Origin of the sequence: Luteibacter aegosomatissinici (assembly GCF_023078495.1) — a bacterium.
In the GTDB taxonomy this organism is placed as follows: domain Bacteria; phylum Pseudomonadota; class Gammaproteobacteria; order Xanthomonadales; family Rhodanobacteraceae; genus Luteibacter; species Luteibacter aegosomatissinici.
The window spans coordinates 4,583,227-4,602,705 of the sequence record NZ_CP095742.1; the positions used below are offsets into that span (position 1 = coordinate 4,583,227).

Genomic DNA, 19,479 nt, shown 5'->3' on the forward strand with positions numbered 1-19,479 from the left:
GCTCCGAGGCAGCCATGCCAACGCGGCGCGCGTCATGCACCGCCCTCGGCGACGGTGACCGGCATGCTGAAGACGTAGCCTTCGCTACGCACCGTCTTGATGTAACTCTGGTCCTTCGCATCGTCCTGGAGGCGCTGGCGCAAGCGGCTAACCTGCAGGTCGATACTGCGGTCGAACAGTTCGGCATCACGCCCCTGGGTCAGGTTCAGCAGCTGGTCGCGCGTGAGGACCCGCTGGGGATGATCGAGGAACACGCGCAGCAAGCGGTATTCCGCGCCGCTCAACGAAATCACCGTGCCCTCCTCGTCCAGCAGGTGGCGCGCTGTCGTATCGAGCCGCCACTTGCCGAACGCCAGCATCTCCGTCGCCTCGGTAATGCGCAGGTTGGGCGGCAGCATGCGCGTGCGGCGGATCACCGCCTTGATCCTCGCCAGGAGTTCGCGCGGCGAGAAGGGTTTGGTGAGGTAATCATCCGCGCCCATCTCCAGGCCGATGATGCGATCGGTTTCATCATCGCGCGCGGTGAGCAGCAGGACGGGGATGGCCTTGTGCTTGCCCGCACGCAAGGTGCGGCACAAGGCCAGCCCGTCCTCGCCAGGCATCATGATGTCGAGCACCACCAGGTCGAACGCCGAGGCTTCCAGCTGGGCGAACATCTCGCGCCCCTCCGCGGCGGCCGTGGCACGCAGGCCGTTCTTGCGCAGGTAATCGACGACGCCCGTGCGAATGCCGTGGTCATCGTCGACGACGAGGATATGGTCGATGTGTTCCATGCGGTTGCGTCTTCTCGTTCAAGCCAGGGGGTTCGTGGCGTGCCTCAGCCCTTGCCAAGCAGCTGGCGCACCTTCGCTTCCGTGGTGTCGTAGTTTCCCTCGCCGAAGTGCTGGTACACAACGCGGCCCTGCTGGTCCACGAGGTACAGCGCCGGCCAGAACTGGTTATTCCAGGCATTCCAGGTCGCGTTCTGGTTATCCACGGCCACCGGCCAGTCGATGCCAAAGCGGCGGATCGCCGCCTTCACCGTGGCCGGATCGCGTTCTTCGTCGTACTCGGGCGTATGGACGCCCACGACGACGAGACCATCCTTTGAATACTTGTCGTACAGCTCCTTGGTATGCGGCAGCACGTGCAGGCAGTTGATGCATTCATTGGTCCAGAACTCGACCAGCACGACCTTGCCGCGCAGATCCTGCATGGTGAGCGGCTGCGAATTGAACCAATGATCAATACCCGTGAACTCCGGCGCCGTGCCCGCGGCAGGCACCTGGTCGCCCGCGCGGGCGATGCCGGAAAGCCCGGGCCAGGCAGCGGCCAGGCCAACGCCCAGCGCGAACACGGTAAGCACTCTGAAGAAAACGTTCATGGTGACCTCGGGTGGGGTGGGTACGGCTTGCATTAAAGGCGCGCCGTTTGTCCCGGGGATGTCCCCCTACCCGGCTTTTTGTATCGAAACGTACAAACCGGCCAGCTTTGTATCGAAACGTATCCAGGTGGTCGCAGGACACATTGCGATGCGATTTGGCGCCCCACGCGACACAGACGGGATACGCCCGGACGTTTTCATGTGCATCACCGGCTGACACCAGCCACCCACTGCACAAGGACACGACCATGAGCCGCATCGATACCGTTCTCTACACCGGCAAGACCCGCACCATCGGCGGCCGCGACGGCCGCGCCACCAGCGCCGATGGCGCCCTGGATATCAAGCTGACCCCGCCGGGCGGCCACGGCGGCGGCACGAACCCCGAGCAGCTGTTCGCCGCCGGCTGGTCGGCCTGCTTCATTGGCGCCATGGGCCTGGCCGCCGCGGAACGCAAGATCCGCCTTCCGCAGGACACCGCCGTGAACGCCGAGGTCGACCTGGGCACCGGCGAGGGTGGCTACTTCCTGCAGGCCCGGCTCAACGTCAGCCTGCCGGGCATCGATGCCGAGACGGCGCAGGCCCTGGTCGAAGCGGCCCACCGCACGTGCCCGTATTCGAAGGCCACCCGCGGAAACATCGACGTCGCCATCCAGCTCGCCTGATCCCTTCGCCCTCCTGGCCATCCAAGGAAACCACCGATGAACCGCAAGTACAGCAACCTCGCCGCCACCCTCGCCCTGGGTCTCGCCGCTATCGCAGGCGGCGCGCACGCCGACGAAGCGAAGAAGCCCATGGAAAAGTGCTACGGCGTGGCCAAGGCCGGCCAGAATGACTGCGCAGCCGGCGCCGGCACCAGCTGCGCCGGAACGTCCAAGACCGATTACCAGGGCAATGCCTGGAAGCTCGTCGACAAAGGCACCTGCGTCACCATCAAGACCCCGAAGGGCCACGGCACGCTAGAGGCGAAGGCGTGAGCACCTTCGTGCCCGCCATGCGCAAGGCACCCGCGACGACAGGCTTGCTGTCGCGGGTGGTACCGGAAAGCGCGCTGCTCCTCGTGGCGCGCCTGGGTATCGCGGCGGTGTTCTTCCAGTCCGGCCGTACCAAGGTCGAGGGTCTCCTCACCATCAAGGCATCCACGTACGACCTGTTCGAGTCGGAGTACGCGCTGCCCCTGATTCCCTCGCACCTTGCCGCGCACCTGGCAACGTATGCGGAGCACCTGTTTCCCGTACTCCTCGTGCTCGGCCTGTTCACTCGTGTATCCGCGTTCGCGCTGTTGGCCATGACCACGGTCATCGAAGTGTTCGTGTACCCCGACGCGTGGCCTACGCACCTTTCCTGGGCGGGGCTGCTGCTCCCGCTCGTCGCCCGCGGCGGTGGCGGCTGGTCGCTCGACCGGCTCCTGTTCCCACCGCGCCGCTAACCCTCTCCCACCACCGCAGGCTTACCCACCATGCGTAAGAGCATCCTCTTCGCGCTGACCGCGCTCGCCCTGGCCACCGGCTCAGCCACCTTCGCCGCTGACGCCGCCGCACCCACCGGCGTAAAGAACATCGTTATCGTCCCTGGCGCCTTCGTCGATGGCTCCGGCTGGCGTGTCGTCCACGACATCCTTATTCACAAGGGCTACCACGTGAGCGTGGTGCAGCCGCGCATCGAAACCCTGGCCGACGATGTCGACCAGACCCGCGAACAGATCCGCAAGCAGGACGGCCCGGTCGTCCTTGTCGGCCACAGCTACGGTGGCGCCGTGATTACCCAGGCCGGTGCGCGCGACAAGGTCGCCGCGCTGGTTTACGTCTCGGCCCTGGTGCCCGAGGTAGGCGAGAGCGTCTCGCAGCTGGTCGGTTCGATGCCCGCCCCTAGCAACGATATCGAAGCCACCCGCGACGACCACCTGTTCTTCAACGAAGCCAAATTCGGCACCGACTTTGCCGGCGACCTCACGAAGAACCGGACCGATTTCATGGCGATCTCGCAGGTACCTGCCGCGAAGGCCGCTTTCAACGCCACGCTGCCGGTCGCGGCATGGCACGCCAAGCCCACCTGGGCCGTGGTCAGCACCCAGGACCACGCGCTCAGCCCCGACCTCCAGCGCTGGATGTACAAGCGCGCCCATGCGCACGTCACCGAAATTGACGGCAGCCATGTCTCGTACATCTCGCAGCCGGAGAAGGTCGCCGCGGTGATCGAAGAAGCCGCACGCGACGCCAAGTAAGTGCCTACGGCACGCCCACGCCCCACCCTATTCCACCGCTAGGAAAACCATCTGATGAATGCCACCGCCACCAAGTCCCGCTCGACCTTTGCCGGCGCCGCCGCGCTGGTCGCCATGGCCATCGCGCAGTTCGCCACACCCGCGCACGCCGCCGACAAACCGGCCGCCGCGAAAGAAGAGCTTTCGCGCTGCTACGGCGTGAACACCTGCAAGGGCACCAGCCTCTGCGCCACCGCCAAGAACGATTGCAAGGGCCTGAACACCTGCAAGGGCCAGGGCGTGGTCGTGAAGCTGCCCAGCGAATGCAAAGCCGCCGGCGGCACGCTGACCGAGCCGCAGTAACACCGCTCCCCCCGGTAGGAGCTTACCCTGTGAGCGACGCCGTTGGCGGATGCGCTACAAGCCCTGCGGCTCCATCGTGAAAGCTGTCGCCCACAGGGTGGGCTCCTACCTAACGTGCATCGGACATTCGACATGACGACATCGATCCCCACCTTCGCCGGCTACGGCCTTGGCCTGCGCAAGGAGCACTACCGCGATTTCCTCGAGGGCAACGTGCCCGTCGATTTCGTCGAGGTGATCTCCGAGAATTTCATGGTGGATGGCGGCCAGCCACGCGACATCCTGCGCCGTATCCGCGAGAAGCATCCTGTCGCGATGCACGGCGTATCCCTGTCGATCGGCTCCTCCGACGGCCTCGACCGCGACTACCTGCGCCGCCTGCGCGCCCTTGCCGATGAGATCCAGCCGCTGTTCGTCTCCGATCACCTGAGCTGGTCGCGCGTCGCTGGCTTCTCATCGCACGACCTGCTGCCCGTGCCGTACACCACCGAGGCACTCGACATGGTCTGCCGCAACATCGACATGGCACAAGAAGCACTTGGCCGCCCCATGCTGTTCGAGAATCCTTCAAGCTATGTCGCTTTCGATGGCGCAGAGATGGCCGAATGGGAGTTCATCGATGCGATGGCTCGCCGCTCAGGGTGCGGCCTGTTGCTCGACGTAAACAACGTCTTTGTCAGTGCCCATAACCATGGCTTCGATGCCCACGCGTTCCTGGCGGGCATTCCCGCCGTGCACGTTAGGCAGATCCACCTCGCCGGCCATACCGAAGGGTCCGGCCTGCTGATCGATACCCACGACCAGCCGGTATGCGACGACGTGTGGTCGCTGTATGCCACGGCACGTTCATTACTGGGTGATGTCGCCACGATGATCGAGCGGGATGATGCCATCCCGCCGTTACCCGAATTGCTGGAGGAGCTCGGCATCGCGCGCGCCATCGGCTACCACGAGGATGCACGCCGGGAGGCCGCATGAACCTCGCGACGCTACAGGCCCGGTTTCGCAACTGGCTGGTAACAGGCGACACGGCCGAAGCCGCGGCGTTTGGCGCCCGCGCCGCACCCGGCCTCAACGTGTACCAGAACAATTACCGCGTGCAGCTGATGGGCTGCCTCGAGGTCAGTTACCCCCTCCTGCGCCGGTTTATGGGTGACGAGGCGTTCCGCGCGGCCGCCATCACGCATATCGACCAGAGGCCACCCCGTGGCTGGACGCTGGATCACTATGGCGCCGATTTCGCCGATACGCTGCGCGCGCTGTACCCACGCAATCCCGACCTGGATGAGCTCGCGTGGATCGAATGGATGCTGGGTGAAGCGTTCGTGGCGGGCGACGCTGCGATCATCGACCCACAGCACCTGGCGCATGTGGACTGGGAAGCGGCCCATCTGGTTATCGCTCCGAGCTTACGCCTGCGGCACGCCCGTACCAACGCCGATGATGTCTGGATGGCGCTGCGCGACGATCGCAACGACATCGAAAGCGAAATGCTTGCCGACGAGCAGGGACTGATCGTGTGGCGACGCGATCACGTTGCCCGGCTGCGCCGTGCCGATGCCGTGGAAACGACCGCCCTCGTTTCGCTGGGCCACGATTCGACCTTCACGGGTCTCTGCGACACCCTGGTCGAGCGGCTTGGTGAAGAGGCGGGCATCCAGCGTGCGGGCGAACTGCTGGCTGGCTGGCTCGCTGCGGGAATCGTTACTGGCGTATCGGCGGACTGATCAGCTCGCCTTCGGCACGCCCACCACCCAGCCATCGGCATCTGCGAAGAGCTCATCGTTAGGCTGGGGCCCGACCGGCCGACGCGGCCGGCGGGGGAACAGCTTGACGTTGCTCGCATGCCGGCCACGGCTAAGTATGACCAGCAGGAAATCCACCACCTCCTGCCCACGGCCGTGGAAAGCCAGCTCAACCGGACGGCCACCGAGGGCCTCGATATGGGTCTCGAAGAACCAGGCCCATACCTGCGTGCGGTCGGGCTCGATGAGCTCGGCCAGGGTGACGATGCGACGAATGATTCCGTAATGCATGGCGGGGGGACGCCCTAGGGGGGAGCGTGCATGGTCCCCGGGGCCACATTGCCAGAACATTGCCGCCCCTTCAGGCCCTACCCGGTACGATTTAGCTGACGTTGGGTGTGGGCGGGCCATGCGGATACTCCTGGTAGAAGATGAAACCGAGCTCGCGGATGCCTTGCGTACCGCGCTGGAGCGGCATGGCCTCGTTATCGACGTGGCCCCGAACCTGCTGCAGGCGGGCGAGGCGCTGCGCCAGTGCGTCCACGACCTGGTCGTGCTGGACCGCCAGCTGCCGGATGGTGACGGGGTCACCCTGATCAGCAAGGCACGGGAATGCCTGCCTGGCGTACCCGTCATCGTCCTCACCGCGCGGGGCTCGCTGACGGACCGCATCGCGGGCCTGGACCTCGGTGCCGACGACTACCTCGTGAAGCCGTTCGCCGTGGAGGAACTACTCGCGCGCATCCGCGCGGTCTCGCGCCGGCAGTCGCCGCGAGATATTCCGCGCGCGACCGTCGCCAACCTCTCGTTCGATTTCGGCGCGCACGAGGCGTTTATCGGGCAGGCACCGTTGCGCCTGCCACGGCGCCAGCTTCTCGTGCTGGAGGCGTTGTGCCTGCGCCACGGCCGCACGGTCTCGCGCAACGACCTGCTCGAAGCCGTGTACGACTTCGATGATGAAATCCAGTCCAATGCGCTGGATGCGCACATTTCCAAACTGCGCCGCTCGCTCGACGAGGCTGGCGCGGAGGTCGACATCCATGTGATCCGTGGTGTCGGTTACCTGCTGCGGAGCAAAGTGCATGGCAAGGCCCGGTAAATCCCTCGCCTGGCAGCTCACCTTGCGGATCGTCCTGCCGCAGGGGCTGATCATGCTCATCGGCTTCATCATCCTGGGCTTCCAGGTGCATCGGGACAGTGTGTCGTACGTGGATCCGGAGGTCACCGAGGCCGTGCCGGCTTCGCTGGTGCGCGCGGCGGATGGAAGCATCAACCTGCAACCGAACGACTCGCTGCGCGAACGCATGCAACGCTTCCCGGACCTGTGGGTCGTCGCCCGCGATGAGGCCGGGCACACGTTCACGCAGGGCCATCCACCGGCCACGCTCTCGCCGTTACTTGACCGACTGGATCACTTGGCGGTGTCCGACATCCACGGCACCCACGCGCCTTATACAGATACGATGACGATCCGCGTCATCGACTGGGGCCATGATCGCCTGCACATCATGATCGGCGGCGCGCCCGTCGCCAACGCCGGCGCACTGGCCACCATGATCGCGGACTACCTCACGTGGCGATTGCTGCTGCCCACGGTCATCTGCACGCTGATCATCGTGCCCATCATTGTGCGGCGCTCGATGAAGAGCGTCCGGCAGGTCGCACGGCATGCCGACGCGATTGACGTCGAGAAGCGGGGTGCACAGCTCGCAGACGAAACGGTCCCGCATGAAATCCAGCCGCTCGTGCGTGGGTTCAATGCGGCATTGACCCGCGTCAGCGAAGGTTATGATGTGCGCGATCGTTTCCTGGCCAGTGCGGCGCACGAACTGCGCGCACCCATCGCGATCCTGCGTGCGCGCATCGACGCCATGGAGCCGGGCACTGAACGCACGCGGTTGATGGGCGATGTGGCACGGCTTTGGAACCTGGCCGAGCAGTTACTCGACCTGCAACGCTTCAATGGCGATGCGGCGGCGTGCCAGCGGCTGGACCTTTCTAAGGTGGCAGCGGACGCGGTGGCCGACATTGCACCGCTCACACTTGAATCGGGCCATGACATCGAGTTCGATGGCGCGGAACAGCCCGTGTGGATACAGGGCGATGCGCTGGCACTTTCCCGTGTTGTCATGAACCTCATCCAGAACGCGATGATGCATGCGGGCGAGCAAGGCACGATCAGCGTAGCGGTGAACGCCGACGGGCAGCTTACCGTGACCGACCATGGCGTGGGTGTGCCGCCGGACGAGCGTAACCGCATCTTCGAGCCGTTTTACCGCACACGCCCAAGTAGCAGCGGTACGGGTCTTGGGCTGCACCTGGCGCGCCAGGTGGTGGAGCGCCATGGTGGCCATATCGATGTGACCGATGCGGAGCACGGCGGCGCGTGTTTCCGGGTGAAGCTACCGCTCACGTCGGCCTGAGGCCGTCAGGGAAACCATCGTGCGATGACATCCAGCGCGGTCTCGCGCGCAGCGTCGATCGGTGCCGCACGTGTTTGTGTCGAGAGCGCCTCTCGCGACTTCTGACCAAGGAAGTATGCGACGCGCTCGGCATTGGCGCCTGAGGGATGCGGTAGCCCCGCAAGGATCTGCGCAGGGCGAAGATGTCCCCGTGCCACCATGCGGTCGCAAGCCACCTGTGCGGCCGCGCCGAAAGGGATGAACAGCGAATGGCTAAGCACGGCGCACTCTGTCGCGAGCAGCGTGTCGACCTGTTCGAGCAGGAGCGCACTGCGCTCAAGGCCGCTTCCGTTGTAGTTCTTGCCTGCCGTGAATACCGGGTAGCGCACGGCCGCCGTCATGTGCACCAGATCGGTTCGCGTTGTCCAGAATTCGGCGGTCGATGCGATACCCAGCCGACGGGCCACGCCGAGGAAATCCAGCATGCGGACCAGGTGATGGCGAATGGGGCCCGACCAGCTCGCGGCGTATTTCGCCGCCGCGGCAGCAGTGGCGTCATCAACGCCCGCCAGCAACTGGCTCTGCGCCGTTGCAAGGGCGACCAGCGCCTGCGCCCGTCCCGGCGCGATACCCACGAGCACGACCTTCGCTTTCGGGTTCAGGAAATCGAACGGGGCGTAGTAGATATCGTGGCGACCGTCGCCAGCCATCCAGAGCGATGCGGGAAGCGGTGATTCGGTGGCGAAATCCGCGCCAAGCGCGCGCAGGAGGCGTGCGTGGTGGCGAAATGGAGCCAGGGAATCGGTAGCCATGCTTCACTGGCCAGCCGCTGATGCGGCGAAAAATGGCGCGCCCGGAGGGATTCGAACCCCCGACCAATGGCTTCGGAAGCCACTACTCTATCCGGCTGAGCTACGGGCGCGTATCTGAGCGGACCGGCATTGTAGCCGTATTGCCGGCCGCTGGCCTAGCCTTGGCTGTCAGGCACGGGCTACGGCGGGTTCAGCGCCCGCCGCGACGGCGCGTAGGGCTTCCCTGTAGCGGCGGCTACAGGGCAGTACCGTCCCGTCGGCCATGTGCAGGCGAGCCTCGCCCGCGTCCAGCGGCTCAATGGCGGTGACCTGGGCCAGGTGCACCACGTAGCTGCGGTGGGCGCGCACGAACACGGCCGGGTCGAGCTTGGCCTCCAGCGCGGCCAGGGTGCTGCGCAACGGGTAATCGCGCCCGCGCACGCGCAGGTTCACGTAGTTGCCCGAGGCCTGCGCCCATTCGATATCGGCCGTGGCCACGAGGAAGTCGCGGCCCAGCTTGCGCACCAGGAAGCGTTCCGGGCGGTCCACCGGTTCAACCGGTGCACCTTCATCCGGTTCGGCAAGCAGGCTCGCCTCGCCCTTCATCTGCCGGCCGAACCATTCCACGGCATGGCTCAAGGTCACGATGAAGAAGAACGTGCGCACGTCCTTCAGGTATTCGTAGACGAACTGCAGCAACAAATTTCCGGGATCGTACGCATCGCCACCCAGCGTGTAGCCGGCCAGGCGCAAAAGATCCATCCCGGCGATATGCAACACGCACCACAGCACGCTGCCGCCGATGTAGAACGGCACGTAACGCCGCCACGTATCGGTGTGCAGCGGCCAGCGATCGCAAGCCATGAGCAGGAAGGGCAAGAGCAGCAGGGAGACCAGCGGGCTGCTGACCTCGTTGATGACGATGTGCCACGTGGTGACGGGCACGTGGTAGCGGTCGGCATCGATCCGGTTGGTGAGCACGTTGCCGATTGCAGCGGTACCGAAGATCACGACCCAGAACAGGAACATGAGCCAGCGCCGGCGGCGGTGGGCGGCGTCGAGTTGTTGGCCGGGGGGCGTGGGCATCGGTTCCATGGCGAGCAGTGTAGCGCTTGTGCAGGAGCGCGCTTGCGGAACAAAAAAAGGCCCCCTTGCGGGGGCCTCTGGTGCTTATTTTGCCTTGTACAGCTGGGTCAGCCAGTCCGGCTTGCTGCTGTCGCGCTCGAGGTGCGGATACTTCAGGCCATCGTGGTATTCGATCTTGATCGTCTTGTAGGTGTCGAAGTTCTTCACCAGCAGTTCGATCGGGGCCGAGGTGCCCTTGGCGGCGGTCACGGCATCCTTCAGCGCATCGCCGTCGAATTCCTTGCCGTTCACGGCCACGATGTGCATGCCCGGCGAGAGACCGGCGTTGAAGGCCGGGCTATCCCAGCGCACGTCGGAGATATCGCCCTTGGACGACACGCCGAAGCCGGCCGAGTAGGTCAGGTCGGTGTAATGACGGCGGGCTTCGAAGGCCTTGACGGCATCGGAGGGCTTGTCGTTGTAGACCAGCTTCCAGCCACCGCGCTCGATGCCTTCCAGGTCGCCCTTGTGGCCATCGACGCGATCGCGCAGGTACTTCGCCCAGTCGTACGGCGCGATGCCGTTGAGGGTCGAAGCGACTTCGTCGAACGTGTACGGGTTGACCTTCCAGTCGCCGTCCTTCATGCCGAAGAAGGCCTTCGCAAAATCATCCAGCGAACGCTTGTTCTTGGTGAGTTCGCGCAGCTTGGTATCCACGTCCAGCCAGATCATCTGGCCGCCCGAATAGTAGTCCTCGCTCATCTGGTAGTTGCGGTACGAGAGCGGGCGACGCTGGGCGATGGTCGGATCGTTCGTCGTATCCTGGATGTTGCGCCAGGACAGGCCCGGGCGGCCCTTGTCGTACGTCGCGGCGACGAGCGCGAGCAGGTCACGCGCCTGGTCCTGGGAGACGAGGCCCGAACGGGCGGCAACCACGTTGCCCCAGAACTGGGTCTGGCCTTCGTACACCCACAGCAGGCTGTCGCCCATCGGGACGTTGAAGCTCGGGGTCGAAAGATCCGCGCCGCGGCGATACTTGCCATCCCACGAGTGGTTGTACTCGTGCGCCAGCAGGTCGCGGCCCAGCCAGCTCTTGTCCCACTCGGTGAAGTAGTTGGGCGAGGCACTGTTTTCCGACGAGCGGTGGTGCTCCAGGCCGATGCCGCCGAGCTTGTCGGTCAGCGCGAGCAGGAAGTCGTAGTGGTTGTAGTGACGCGCGCCGTACAGCTTGTCCATCTGCTTGACGAGGTTACGGTGGATCTCAAGCGCTTCCGGCTTGATCTCCAGCGACTTGGCGCTGTCGGCGACGATGTTCAGGTGCACCGGCGAGCGGCCGTTCGGATCCAGGTCCACGCGCTTGAAGTAGCGGCCGGCGAAGATCGGCGAATCGACCAGGTCGTCGAAGTTGATGTTCTTGAAGGTGACGGTATCGACATCCTTGCTGGCCTGCTCCAGGGCCGTACCGAACTGGAAGCCGGCCGGCAGCTTCACCGACGGCTCGAACTGCACCTGGTCGGCACGGTAGCCGGCCGGGTAGAGCGCCACCTGGTTCCACTGGACGTTGACGATGTCCGGCGTCATCACGATGCGGCCCTGGCGCGTGTCCTGCGGGGTCAGGGTCTGGAACTCCAGATCCACCGACGAGGCGCCGGCGGGCACGTCCACGTGGAAGGCGTAGACGTTGTATTCGTCACGGGTCCACTCCAGGCGCTGGCCGTTGGCCTTCACGATAAGGCCGGCGAACTGGTCGATCGGGCCGGTCGGCGAGTGGTGGCCCGGGATCCATTCCGGGAACAGCAGGGTCAGCTTGCCGGGCTGGGCCGGCACGGTTTCCTTGACGCGGAAGATGCGGTGATCGGTATCCGTGGCATCGACGACGACCTTGACGGTGCCGTTGAACGGGCCGTCCTGGATAGCCGGGACATCATCCGCGGCGAACGCGGCCGTGGCGCCGATACCGGCCAGGGCGGCCAGCAGCGCGGAAGCAAGAAGGGTGGATTTCAAAAGATTCTCCCGTGGAGCGTGTGGGTCGCCGGGCCGTCCTGCCTGCGAGTGGGTCCGCGCGGTCCCCTGCGGTCCGCGCAAGCCTCCGATGCTAAAGGTCACGGGAGGGGGTCTCCCTATGCCAGAGGTCACGGGAGCGGGGTCGGTCGATATCCGGGGCGAGAAAATGTGGTTGAGAAAAATCGTAGATAACTACGTTAATTTTTCGTAAGATTCTCTGGCCCATCGGGCTCGCCGGCAAAGGGGCCGGCCGAATTCACTCAGGACACAGGGACTCTCATGAACAAGGTTCTTCTCACGGCCGCTGCTGCGGCTGCACTTTCGTTCGCCTCGTTCTCGGCTGCCGCGGCAACGCACGATGGCGCCTTCATCAGCGTCAATGGTGGCGGCGCGCAGTACGACATCAGCCACACCGGCTGGGCCGATAAGCACGACAGCGCCTACGGCTTCACCGCCGGCTACCGCTGGGTTGTTGACCGTCCGTTCTCGCTGGGTGTTGAAGCGGGCTATGTCGATCTGGGCAAGATGTCCGAGAAGGACGACTACAGCGACCGTTATTACAGCGATGTGGTGAAGTACACGCAGAAGGGCCAGGCCGTGCTGGTCGGTGCCAACGGTAAATGGGACCTGCCGCATGGCTTCACCATCACCGCGCGCCTGGGCGTCGCCCACTCGCGCGTGAAGTTCAAGGGTAACGAATACCTGTCGCCGGAAATCCCGGGCTACGAGCCGTACCACGAAAGCCGTTCCTCGACCGATAACGGTATTTACGCTGGCCTCGGCTTTGGCTATGACTTCACGCCGAACGTCGGTATCACCGTGAACTACGACCACTATTCGCTCAAGGCCGAAGACGTGCTGGGCGACAAGCGTGGCGTGGACGTGAGCGTCTACGGCGCCGCCCTCGAATACCGTTTCTGATGGCGCAACGGCTGCCAGGCAGTATGTTTGTGACCCGCGTCACAAGCAGCTGTCATGGCAGCCTTCCCTAATCCCTCGTAAGATAGCGCCGCCCACAAGGCACGCCGGCAACGGGGTCGGCGCACTTCAAGGACTAAGGGATTCGACCATGCAAAAGGTTCTGCTCTCGGCAGCTGCGGCTGCCGCTCTTTCTCTCGCTTCATTTTCCGCTGCAGCGGTCACGCAGCAGGGCGCCTTTATTGGCGTGAATGGCGGCCAGTCGCACTACGACATCAGCCATTCGTATTTCAGCGATCACAATGACACGGCCGTTGGCGTCGTCGCGGGTTACCGCTGGGTCGTTGATCGCCCCTTCTCGCTCGGTGTGGAAGTCGGCTACGCCGACCTCGGCAACATGAAGGGTTCGCAAGCGCTGACGTCCGGCGTCTACGATGTCGATTACCGCGCCAAGTTCAAGGGCGAGGTGCTGCTCGTCGGTGCGAATGGCAAATGGGATCTGCCGCATGGCTTCACGATCACGGCACGGGCGGGCTTCGCGCATTCGCGAAGCAAGTACAACGAAGATTTCTACTACACCTCTACGTCGGCATGTTGTGCGAACGAGGAATACCATTCGCGCAACCAGTCGACGGACAACGGCGTGTACGGTGGCCTGGGCTTCGGCTACGACTTCAACGAGAACTTCGGTATCACCCTCACCTACGACCACTATGCGTTGAAGGCCGAGGACATCACCAGCGACAAGCGCACCGTGAACGTCGGCGTGACGGGCCTCGCGGCGGAATACCGCTTCTGGTAATCCCCAACGTGGTGCAAGCGTAGAAACGGCCGCATTTGCGGCCGTTTTTTTGCCTGCAGGCCACGATCGCATGATTTTCATTTGGCCGCCTAAACCCCTATACAACCTTACGGATCTTCGCTATAACCGATAGCACGTGCTGCGACGCAGCACGCAAGGGATTCCGAACGGAAGCATCCATCTGCCACTCGCCCGCGGCTATGCCGGCCGGGCTGGTCGAGTGCACCCAGGGGTTTGTCCATCGAAGCCATGACGGGGCCGTGCCGCGGCCCCGCAGGTAGCCGTGCGCCCAAAAACGTACCGAGGAGACGTTTTCCCATGTCCAGCCGTACCGCCCGCCCCCACCGCATCGCGCTTGCCGTGGCCCTTGCCCTGGCCGCACCGGGGGCTTTTGCCCAGTCCACCACCGGCGGCATCTTTGGCCAGGCCCCTGCCACGGCGGGCCAGACCGTCGTCATTACCAGCGATACCGGGCTCAGCCGTGAGGTACCCGTGGATGAGCGTGGCCGCTACAGCGTGGGCCAGCTTCCCCTGGGCTCGTACACCGTCAGCCTGAAGGCGAATGGGCAGACCGTGGATACCCGAAGTAATATTGTCCTGAAGGTCGGCGCGGGTACCGAAGTCTCGTTCGTCAGCAAGGCCACGGATGCGCAGGACCTCACGGGCATGACCGTGTCGGCATCCGCGCTGGCCAAGATCGACGTCTCCAGCATTGATTCGCGCACCGTCGTCACGTCCGAGCAGCTTGCCAAACTCCCCCTGGGCCGCAACTCGGAAGCGATTGCATTGCTCGCTCCAGGCGTCGTGAACAATGGCGGTAACTTCAAGGGCGCCACGGGCAACTCGCTCGTGAGCTTCGGCGGTTCCGCCGCCTCCGAGAACGCCTACTACGTGAACGGCTTCGCCACGACCGATCCCTTGCAGGGCTTTGGCGGCCTGTCGCTGCCTTACGGTGCGATCGAGCAGCAGGAGGTGTACACCGGCGGCTACAGCGCACAGTACGGTCGTTCCGACGGCGGTGTGATCAACGTGGTCGGCAAGCGCGGTACCAACGAATGGCACTTCGGCGCGCAGGTGTTGTGGGAACCGGCATTCGCCCGGGCCTCGCAGCGCAACCGCTATTACGAGAACGGGCTACCGGCCTCGCCGCGCGCTGGCAACCTGTATGCACCCGATAGCGAGAATGGCAGCGACAGCACAACTGTCAGCGCGTACGCCGGCGGCCCGCTGATCAAGGACAAGCTGTTCGTGTTCGTCGCCGCCGAGTACGAGCGCCAGCAGGGCAATACGGTGAATCCGGTGAGTGGCTACACCAGCACCAAGCCGTATGTGGATTACCGCTACAACTCACCGCGCTGGTACGGCAAGGTCGACTGGAACATCACCGATAACCACATCCTTGAATTGACGGGTGCTTCGGATAAGTACCAGACGTCGGGCACGGTCTACGATTACGACTACGCGTCGCGCACGCGGCTTGGCCGCATTGGCGCGGATGACGACACGAAGAACGGGGGCGACCTGTGGACGGCCAAGTACACCGGCTACATCACCGATGACCTCACCATCAGTGCCCAGTACGGCAAGCTGCATACCACGGCCTATGATTCTCCTGGCGGTTACGATCCCTCGCTCACCTACGTGGATGGCATCGTCAACCAGAATCCCGCATTGAATGGTGGAACGCCCCGCGGCAACTCGCAGACGGTGTCCAGCCTGATCCCGGCCGGCAAAGGCAACCGCACCACCAACACCCGCATCGATATCACCTACAAGATTGGTGACCATACGATCACCGCGGGTATCGATAACCAGACCGCCACGGCGCTTGACCAGGGCTCGGTGACCTCAGGCCCGGGTGGTTACTCGTGGACGTACGGTCAGGGCGACCCGAACACGCCGATCTCTACCGGCCTTGGCGTACCCGCCACGGGCGGCTTCCCGAATGGCGCGGGTGGCTACTATGTCATCCAGAACATCAACAGCAGCCTGGCCACGGTGCGTTCGACGCAGCGAGCGCAGTACATCGAAGACAAGTGGCAGGTCTCCGACCGCTGGCTGCTTTCGCTCGGTATCCGCAACGACCAGTTCGAGAACTTCAATGCGGATAGCGATGCATTCATCACGCAGCACAAGCCGCAATGGGCACCACGCCTCGGTGCCAGCTGGGATGTGAATGGCGATGCGACATTCAAGGTCTACGCGAATGCGGGCCGCTACTACCTCGGCCTGCCGCTGAACCCGGCACTTAACGCCGCGGGCGGTGCGCTCACCACCTCCCAGTACTTCACGTATGGCGGCATTGCCGCCGATGGCACGCCGACCAACCTGACCGCGATTTCCGTACCGGTCGCCGCGAACAACACCTTCGGCCAGCTGCCCGATCCGAAGACGGTAACGACGAAGGGCCTGAAATCCGAGTACCAGGATGAGTTCATCCTCGGCTTCACCAAGACCCTGGGCTCGGATTGGGTTTACGGCGCCAAGGCCACCCAGCGCATCCTGCGCAATGCGATCGACGACTATTGCGATATCGACCTGGTGCTCGCCAAGGCGCAATCGCTTGGTTACAACGTCACCACCGAGAGCAACCCGGTGAGCTGCTGGCTGTTCAACCCCGGCAAGGCCAACACGTTTAACCTGGTCGATACATCGGGCAATTACGTGAGCGTGCCGCTCTCGAACAAGGAGTTCGGCTTTGAAGGACTGAAGCGCCGCTACTACGCGCTGGAGACCTTCCTCGAGCACCCGTTCGCCGATGGCTGGTACGGCAAGGTGAGCTATACGTTCTCGCGCAGCTACGGCAACACGGAAGGGCAGCTTCGTTCGGACCTGTTCCGCGAATCGCGTGGCACGGGCCAGACCGCGGTATCGACCACCCAGGACTGGGACAACAGCTACATCATGGTGAACACGAACGGCGTGCAGAACAACGATCACAAGCACCAGTTCAAGTTCTTCGGCTATTACCAGTTCACCCCGGAATGGCTGGTCAGCGCCAATCTCAGCCTGATCTCCGGCGCGCCGAAGCCCTGCCTGGGTTACTTCGGCGAGGACCGCACCGATCCGGCGGGCTACGGCAACAGCTACCACTTCTGCTACGGCGAGCCATCCCCGCCGGGCAGCCATGGCCGCCTGCCGTGGGTGCGTCAGCTGGACCTGGGCGCGACGTACCGCCCGGATTTCGCCCAGTCGCGCCTGGCCTTCAACCTCAACGTGTTCAACGTGACCAACGAGCAGAAGGTGCTGGCGATCTTCCCGAACTCGGAATCGAGCCCGAACCTGGCCAACCCGCTGTACGGCACGCCGACGGCGATGCAGCAGCCGCGGTATGTGCGGTTGAGTGTGAATTACGATTACTAAGCCACACCGCTAGGACTGTAGGAGCTCACCCTGTGAGCGACATCTTTCGCGATGCCGCCACAGGGCGTGTGGCGGCATCGCGAACGGCGTCGCCCACAGGGTGGGCTCCTACATGCGGGGCATTTTCGCCGCGGCCCGCATTACGACCGCGCGGGAATCTTCAGGCCACGCTCTACGCCGGCACGCGATGTACCACGCTCCAGCCACGCAATGACGTTCTCGAACTGGTCGAACCCAACCAGTTCGCGAGCACCATAAAACGTCACCAAATTGTTCACCCAGCCAATCGTGGCGATATCGGCAATGGTGTAGTCATCGCCGATGATCCACTGCTTGCCCTTCAACTGCTTGTCGAGCACGCCCAGCAAGCGCTTGGCCTCATCCACGTAACGCTGCAGCGGCCGCTTGTCTTCCCATTCGCGCCCGGCGAACTTGTGGAAGAAGCCCACCTGGCCAAACATCGGGCCGATGCTGGCCATCTGGAAGAACACCCACTGGATGGTGTCCCACTTCTTTGCCGGGTCCTTCGGCAGGAATTTGCCGGTCTTCTCGGCGAGGTAAAGCAGGATCGCGCCGGATTCGAACAGGCCGATCGGCTTACCGTCCGGGCCATTCGGGTCGATCATGGCCGGGATCTTGCCATTCGGGTTCAGCGACTCGAACTCGGGCAGCTTGCTTTCGTTCTTCATGATGTCCACGAGGTGGACTTCATAGGGCAGGCCCAGCTCTTCCAGCATGATCGAGACCTTCACCCCATTGGGCGTGGGCAGCGAATACAGCTGGATGCGGTCAGGGTGCTGCGCTGGCCAACGGGCGGTGATCGGGAAGGCGGAGAGATCGGCCATGGGAACGCATCCTGTGGTGGGCAATGGGTCAGACCTTCGAAGGTAGGGCGCCGCGGGGGCTGATTCAACCGCTCCGCACCACCCGGCCATGTTCGGCATACACTCACCCGAGCCTGCCACGGAGCCCGCCATGACCGCGTACATCGCCCTACTCCGTGCCGTGAACGTCGGTGGCACCGGCAAGCTGCCCATGAGCGAGCTCAAGGCCATGTGCGAAGCGGAGGGGTTCGAGGGGGTAAAGACCTATATCGCCAGCGGCAATGTGGTGTTCACCTCGCCGCTGAAGGAGAAGGCCGTTAAGGCCGCGCTCGAAGCCCGGCTGGCCGATTACGCGGGGAAGCCGGTCGGTGTCATGGTCCGCACCGCCGCGGAGATGGCGGCCGTTCTTGCCGCCCATCCCTTTCCCGACGCACCAGGCAACCGCGTCGTCGCTATCTTCCTCGACGAGGCACCGCCAAAGGACACCCTGGCAGCAGTGCGCCACCAGGCCAACGAGGAAATCCGCCTGGGCAAGCGCGAGATTTATGTCCGCTACGACGACGGCATGGCGTCATCGAAACTGGTGATTCCCGCCGCCAAGTCCGGCACGGCCCGCAACATCAACACAGTGGCAAAACTCGCCGACATGGCCGCCGCCCTGTAGGAGCGGGCTTGCGCGCGACGCACGCCCTCGATTGCGCACCAGACAGGGCAAAAACTACCTCACTCCGCGCTAGCAGCCACCAGCGGCTGCGGCTCACGCGCTGCAAGATCCTGCGCCCGCGTTCGCGCGCCTCGGCCCTCATGACTGCCATGTCACTGTGGAAGGACTCGAGCTTTCAGAACGTGTCGTCCGCACCCGCGAATTGTCCGCGCTATTGAGCCCGATCGTCGATAATCCACACGTCGCGATCCGGTGCATTGATAGGCACCAGAGATCCATCCGCATACCAAACCGTCCCGTCCTCAAGCCGAGGGGGTTGCACGTTTGTGATAAATCGATCGAAACAATGATGCTGACATTCTGGGCAGCGCGGCATATTAGCCGGGAATCGCTGCACCTTTTCCTGATAGTACGCCCTGTAGTCCGCCCCGAACCCGGGGACTCCGGCGGGAAGAGGCTCATTCAGAATGCCATCCGTTCTCCCGTTCGCCCATATGACCGTATTGCAACAGGCGCACTGCGCGCCAACCATGTCTGAGCGTCGCTCGTCCACGGCGCAGGTGACGCCGTGGCGCCGTGGCGCTTCATGCCTTTGAGGTAAATGACATTGATGCCTAGCAAATTAGCGCTTCGTTTTGTCATCGCGCCATTCATGGCAGATCTCGTCTAGGCTTCAAGTATCTTCAGAACCTCCGAGAGGAGTGCCCATTCATCCAACTCGTAGTCCAGTCTATCTTCATCGCCGCTGTAAAGATCCGATACAACAAAGAGACTCGAAAGTTTCTCCGAGGTACCCCATTCATCGGCAGTGAGCAAGCCGAGGCCGCGCTCAATTCTCCAAAGCTCAACATATGCTTCAGCAAAGGCCGAAGCTGATATCCGACCGATCGAGAAGGACTCAGCAAATCGCAAGAGTGTCAAGTTCATCGAAGAACTCCATTGCCCATGTAGATCACATACTAAAGCGATCGC

At 63.6% G+C, this 19,479-nt stretch carries 21 protein-coding genes and 1 tRNA gene; 13 read left to right on the forward strand and 9 right to left on the reverse strand.

Annotation, left to right across the window (positions count from 1 at the left end; all coding sequences use genetic code 11):
* Positions 1–32: 32 nt before the first annotated feature.
* Positions 33–773, reverse strand: a complete 741-nt coding sequence (locus L2Y97_RS20630; protein WP_247430438.1) for a response regulator — start codon at positions 771–773, stop codon at positions 33–35.
* Positions 774–817: 44 nt separating this feature from the next.
* On the reverse strand, positions 818–1,363 hold the full coding sequence (locus L2Y97_RS20635; protein ID WP_247430441.1) for a thioredoxin family protein: 546 nt from the start codon (positions 1,361–1,363) through the stop codon (positions 818–820).
* A gap of 248 nt (positions 1,364–1,611) precedes the next feature.
* On the opposite strand from L2Y97_RS20635, the gene L2Y97_RS20640 reads away from it, so the two are divergent.
* From L2Y97_RS20640 to L2Y97_RS20670, 7 genes are all read left to right on the forward strand, one after another.
* Positions 1,612–2,028 (forward strand): organic hydroperoxide resistance protein, encoded by a 417-nt coding sequence (locus tag L2Y97_RS20640; RefSeq protein ID WP_247430444.1) that lies wholly within the window; start codon positions 1,612–1,614, stop codon positions 2,026–2,028.
* 36 nt (positions 2,029–2,064) lie between these two features.
* Entirely contained in the window at positions 2,065–2,340 is a 276-nt protein-coding gene (locus L2Y97_RS20645; RefSeq protein WP_247430445.1) for a BufA1 family periplasmic bufferin-type metallophore, read from the forward strand.
* Complete coding sequence (locus L2Y97_RS20650) at positions 2,337–2,792, forward strand: DoxX family protein (RefSeq protein WP_247430448.1); 456 nt, start codon at positions 2,337–2,339, stop codon at positions 2,790–2,792. Before L2Y97_RS20645 ends, L2Y97_RS20650 begins: the two co-directional genes overlap by 4 nt.
* A 30-nt stretch (positions 2,793–2,822) precedes the next feature.
* Positions 2,823–3,587 carry an alpha/beta fold hydrolase gene (locus L2Y97_RS20655; protein WP_247430450.1) on the forward strand — a complete coding sequence of 255 codons (765 nt, stop codon included), beginning with the start codon at positions 2,823–2,825 and terminating at the stop codon, positions 3,585–3,587.
* Positions 3,588–3,641: 54 nt separating this feature from the next.
* A complete protein-coding gene (gene bufA2 / locus L2Y97_RS20660) occupies positions 3,642–3,929 on the forward strand; it encodes a BufA2 family periplasmic bufferin-type metallophore (RefSeq protein ID WP_247430453.1) in 288 nt (95 codons plus the stop codon).
* 132 nt (positions 3,930–4,061) lie between these two features.
* Positions 4,062–4,907, forward strand: coding sequence for an MNIO family bufferin maturase (gene bufB, locus L2Y97_RS20665; RefSeq protein ID WP_247430456.1), 846 nt, complete (start codon positions 4,062–4,064; stop codon positions 4,905–4,907).
* A complete protein-coding gene (locus L2Y97_RS20670) occupies positions 4,904–5,656 on the forward strand; it encodes an HvfC/BufC N-terminal domain-containing protein (RefSeq protein WP_247430459.1) in 753 nt (250 codons plus the stop codon). Before bufB ends, L2Y97_RS20670 begins: the two co-directional genes overlap by 4 nt.
* Here the strand turns inward: L2Y97_RS20670 and L2Y97_RS20675 are convergent, their stop codons facing one another.
* Positions 5,657–5,965, reverse strand: a complete 309-nt coding sequence (locus L2Y97_RS20675; RefSeq protein ID WP_247430461.1) for a hypothetical protein — start codon at positions 5,963–5,965, stop codon at positions 5,657–5,659.
* 118 nt (positions 5,966–6,083) lie between these two features.
* On the opposite strand from L2Y97_RS20675, the gene L2Y97_RS20680 reads away from it, so the two are divergent.
* Entirely contained in the window at positions 6,084–6,773 is a 690-nt protein-coding gene (locus tag L2Y97_RS20680) for a response regulator transcription factor (RefSeq protein WP_247430464.1), read from the forward strand.
* Positions 6,757–8,097: a sensor histidine kinase gene (locus L2Y97_RS20685; protein WP_247430467.1), complete on the forward strand. Its 1,341-nt coding sequence runs from the start codon at positions 6,757–6,759 to the stop codon at positions 8,095–8,097. Before L2Y97_RS20680 ends, L2Y97_RS20685 begins: the two co-directional genes overlap by 17 nt.
* Before the next feature lie 5 nt (positions 8,098–8,102).
* Here the strand turns inward: L2Y97_RS20685 and L2Y97_RS20690 are convergent, their stop codons facing one another.
* The 4 genes from L2Y97_RS20690 to L2Y97_RS20705 form a co-directional block, all read right to left on the reverse strand.
* Positions 8,103–8,888, reverse strand: coding sequence for a uracil-DNA glycosylase family protein (locus tag L2Y97_RS20690; RefSeq protein ID WP_247430469.1), 786 nt, complete (start codon positions 8,886–8,888; stop codon positions 8,103–8,105).
* 33 nt (positions 8,889–8,921) lie between these two features.
* Positions 8,922–8,998 (reverse strand) — tRNA-Arg (locus L2Y97_RS20695).
* Positions 8,999–9,056: 58 nt separating this feature from the next.
* On the reverse strand, positions 9,057–9,953 hold the full coding sequence (locus L2Y97_RS20700) for a LytTR family DNA-binding domain-containing protein (RefSeq protein WP_247430472.1): 897 nt from the start codon (positions 9,951–9,953) through the stop codon (positions 9,057–9,059).
* Positions 9,954–10,037: 84 nt separating this feature from the next.
* Entirely contained in the window at positions 10,038–11,936 is a 1,899-nt protein-coding gene (locus L2Y97_RS20705; protein ID WP_247430475.1) for a M61 family metallopeptidase, read from the reverse strand.
* Between the two features lie 279 nt (positions 11,937–12,215).
* Between L2Y97_RS20705 and L2Y97_RS20710 the strand changes: the two genes are divergently transcribed.
* The 3 genes from L2Y97_RS20710 to L2Y97_RS20720 all read left to right on the forward strand — a co-directional run bounded on the left by L2Y97_RS20710 (position 12,216) and on the right by L2Y97_RS20720 (position 17,019).
* Positions 12,216–12,857 (forward strand): outer membrane protein, encoded by a 642-nt coding sequence (locus L2Y97_RS20710; protein ID WP_247430478.1) that lies wholly within the window; start codon positions 12,216–12,218, stop codon positions 12,855–12,857.
* A gap of 148 nt (positions 12,858–13,005) precedes the next feature.
* Entirely contained in the window at positions 13,006–13,656 is a 651-nt protein-coding gene (locus L2Y97_RS20715; protein WP_247430480.1) for an outer membrane protein, read from the forward strand.
* Positions 13,657–13,974: 318 nt separating this feature from the next.
* Positions 13,975–17,019: a TonB-dependent receptor gene (locus tag L2Y97_RS20720; RefSeq protein WP_247430483.1), complete on the forward strand. Its 3,045-nt coding sequence runs from the start codon at positions 13,975–13,977 to the stop codon at positions 17,017–17,019.
* Positions 17,020–17,159: 140 nt separating this feature from the next.
* Here L2Y97_RS20720 and L2Y97_RS20725 read toward each other — a convergent pair whose 3' ends face one another.
* A complete protein-coding gene (locus tag L2Y97_RS20725) occupies positions 17,160–17,864 on the reverse strand; it encodes a glutathione S-transferase N-terminal domain-containing protein (protein ID WP_247430486.1) in 705 nt (234 codons plus the stop codon).
* A gap of 130 nt (positions 17,865–17,994) precedes the next feature.
* Here L2Y97_RS20725 and L2Y97_RS20730 point away from each other — a divergent pair, with 130 nt between their 5' ends.
* Positions 17,995–18,507, forward strand: a complete 513-nt coding sequence (locus L2Y97_RS20730; RefSeq protein ID WP_247430489.1) for a DUF1697 domain-containing protein — start codon at positions 17,995–17,997, stop codon at positions 18,505–18,507.
* A 666-nt stretch (positions 18,508–19,173) separates the two neighbouring features.
* Here L2Y97_RS20730 and L2Y97_RS20735 read toward each other — a convergent pair.
* Complete coding sequence (locus L2Y97_RS20735; protein ID WP_247430492.1) at positions 19,174–19,434, reverse strand: colicin immunity domain-containing protein; 261 nt, start codon at positions 19,432–19,434, stop codon at positions 19,174–19,176.
* Positions 19,435–19,479 lie beyond the last annotated feature (45 nt).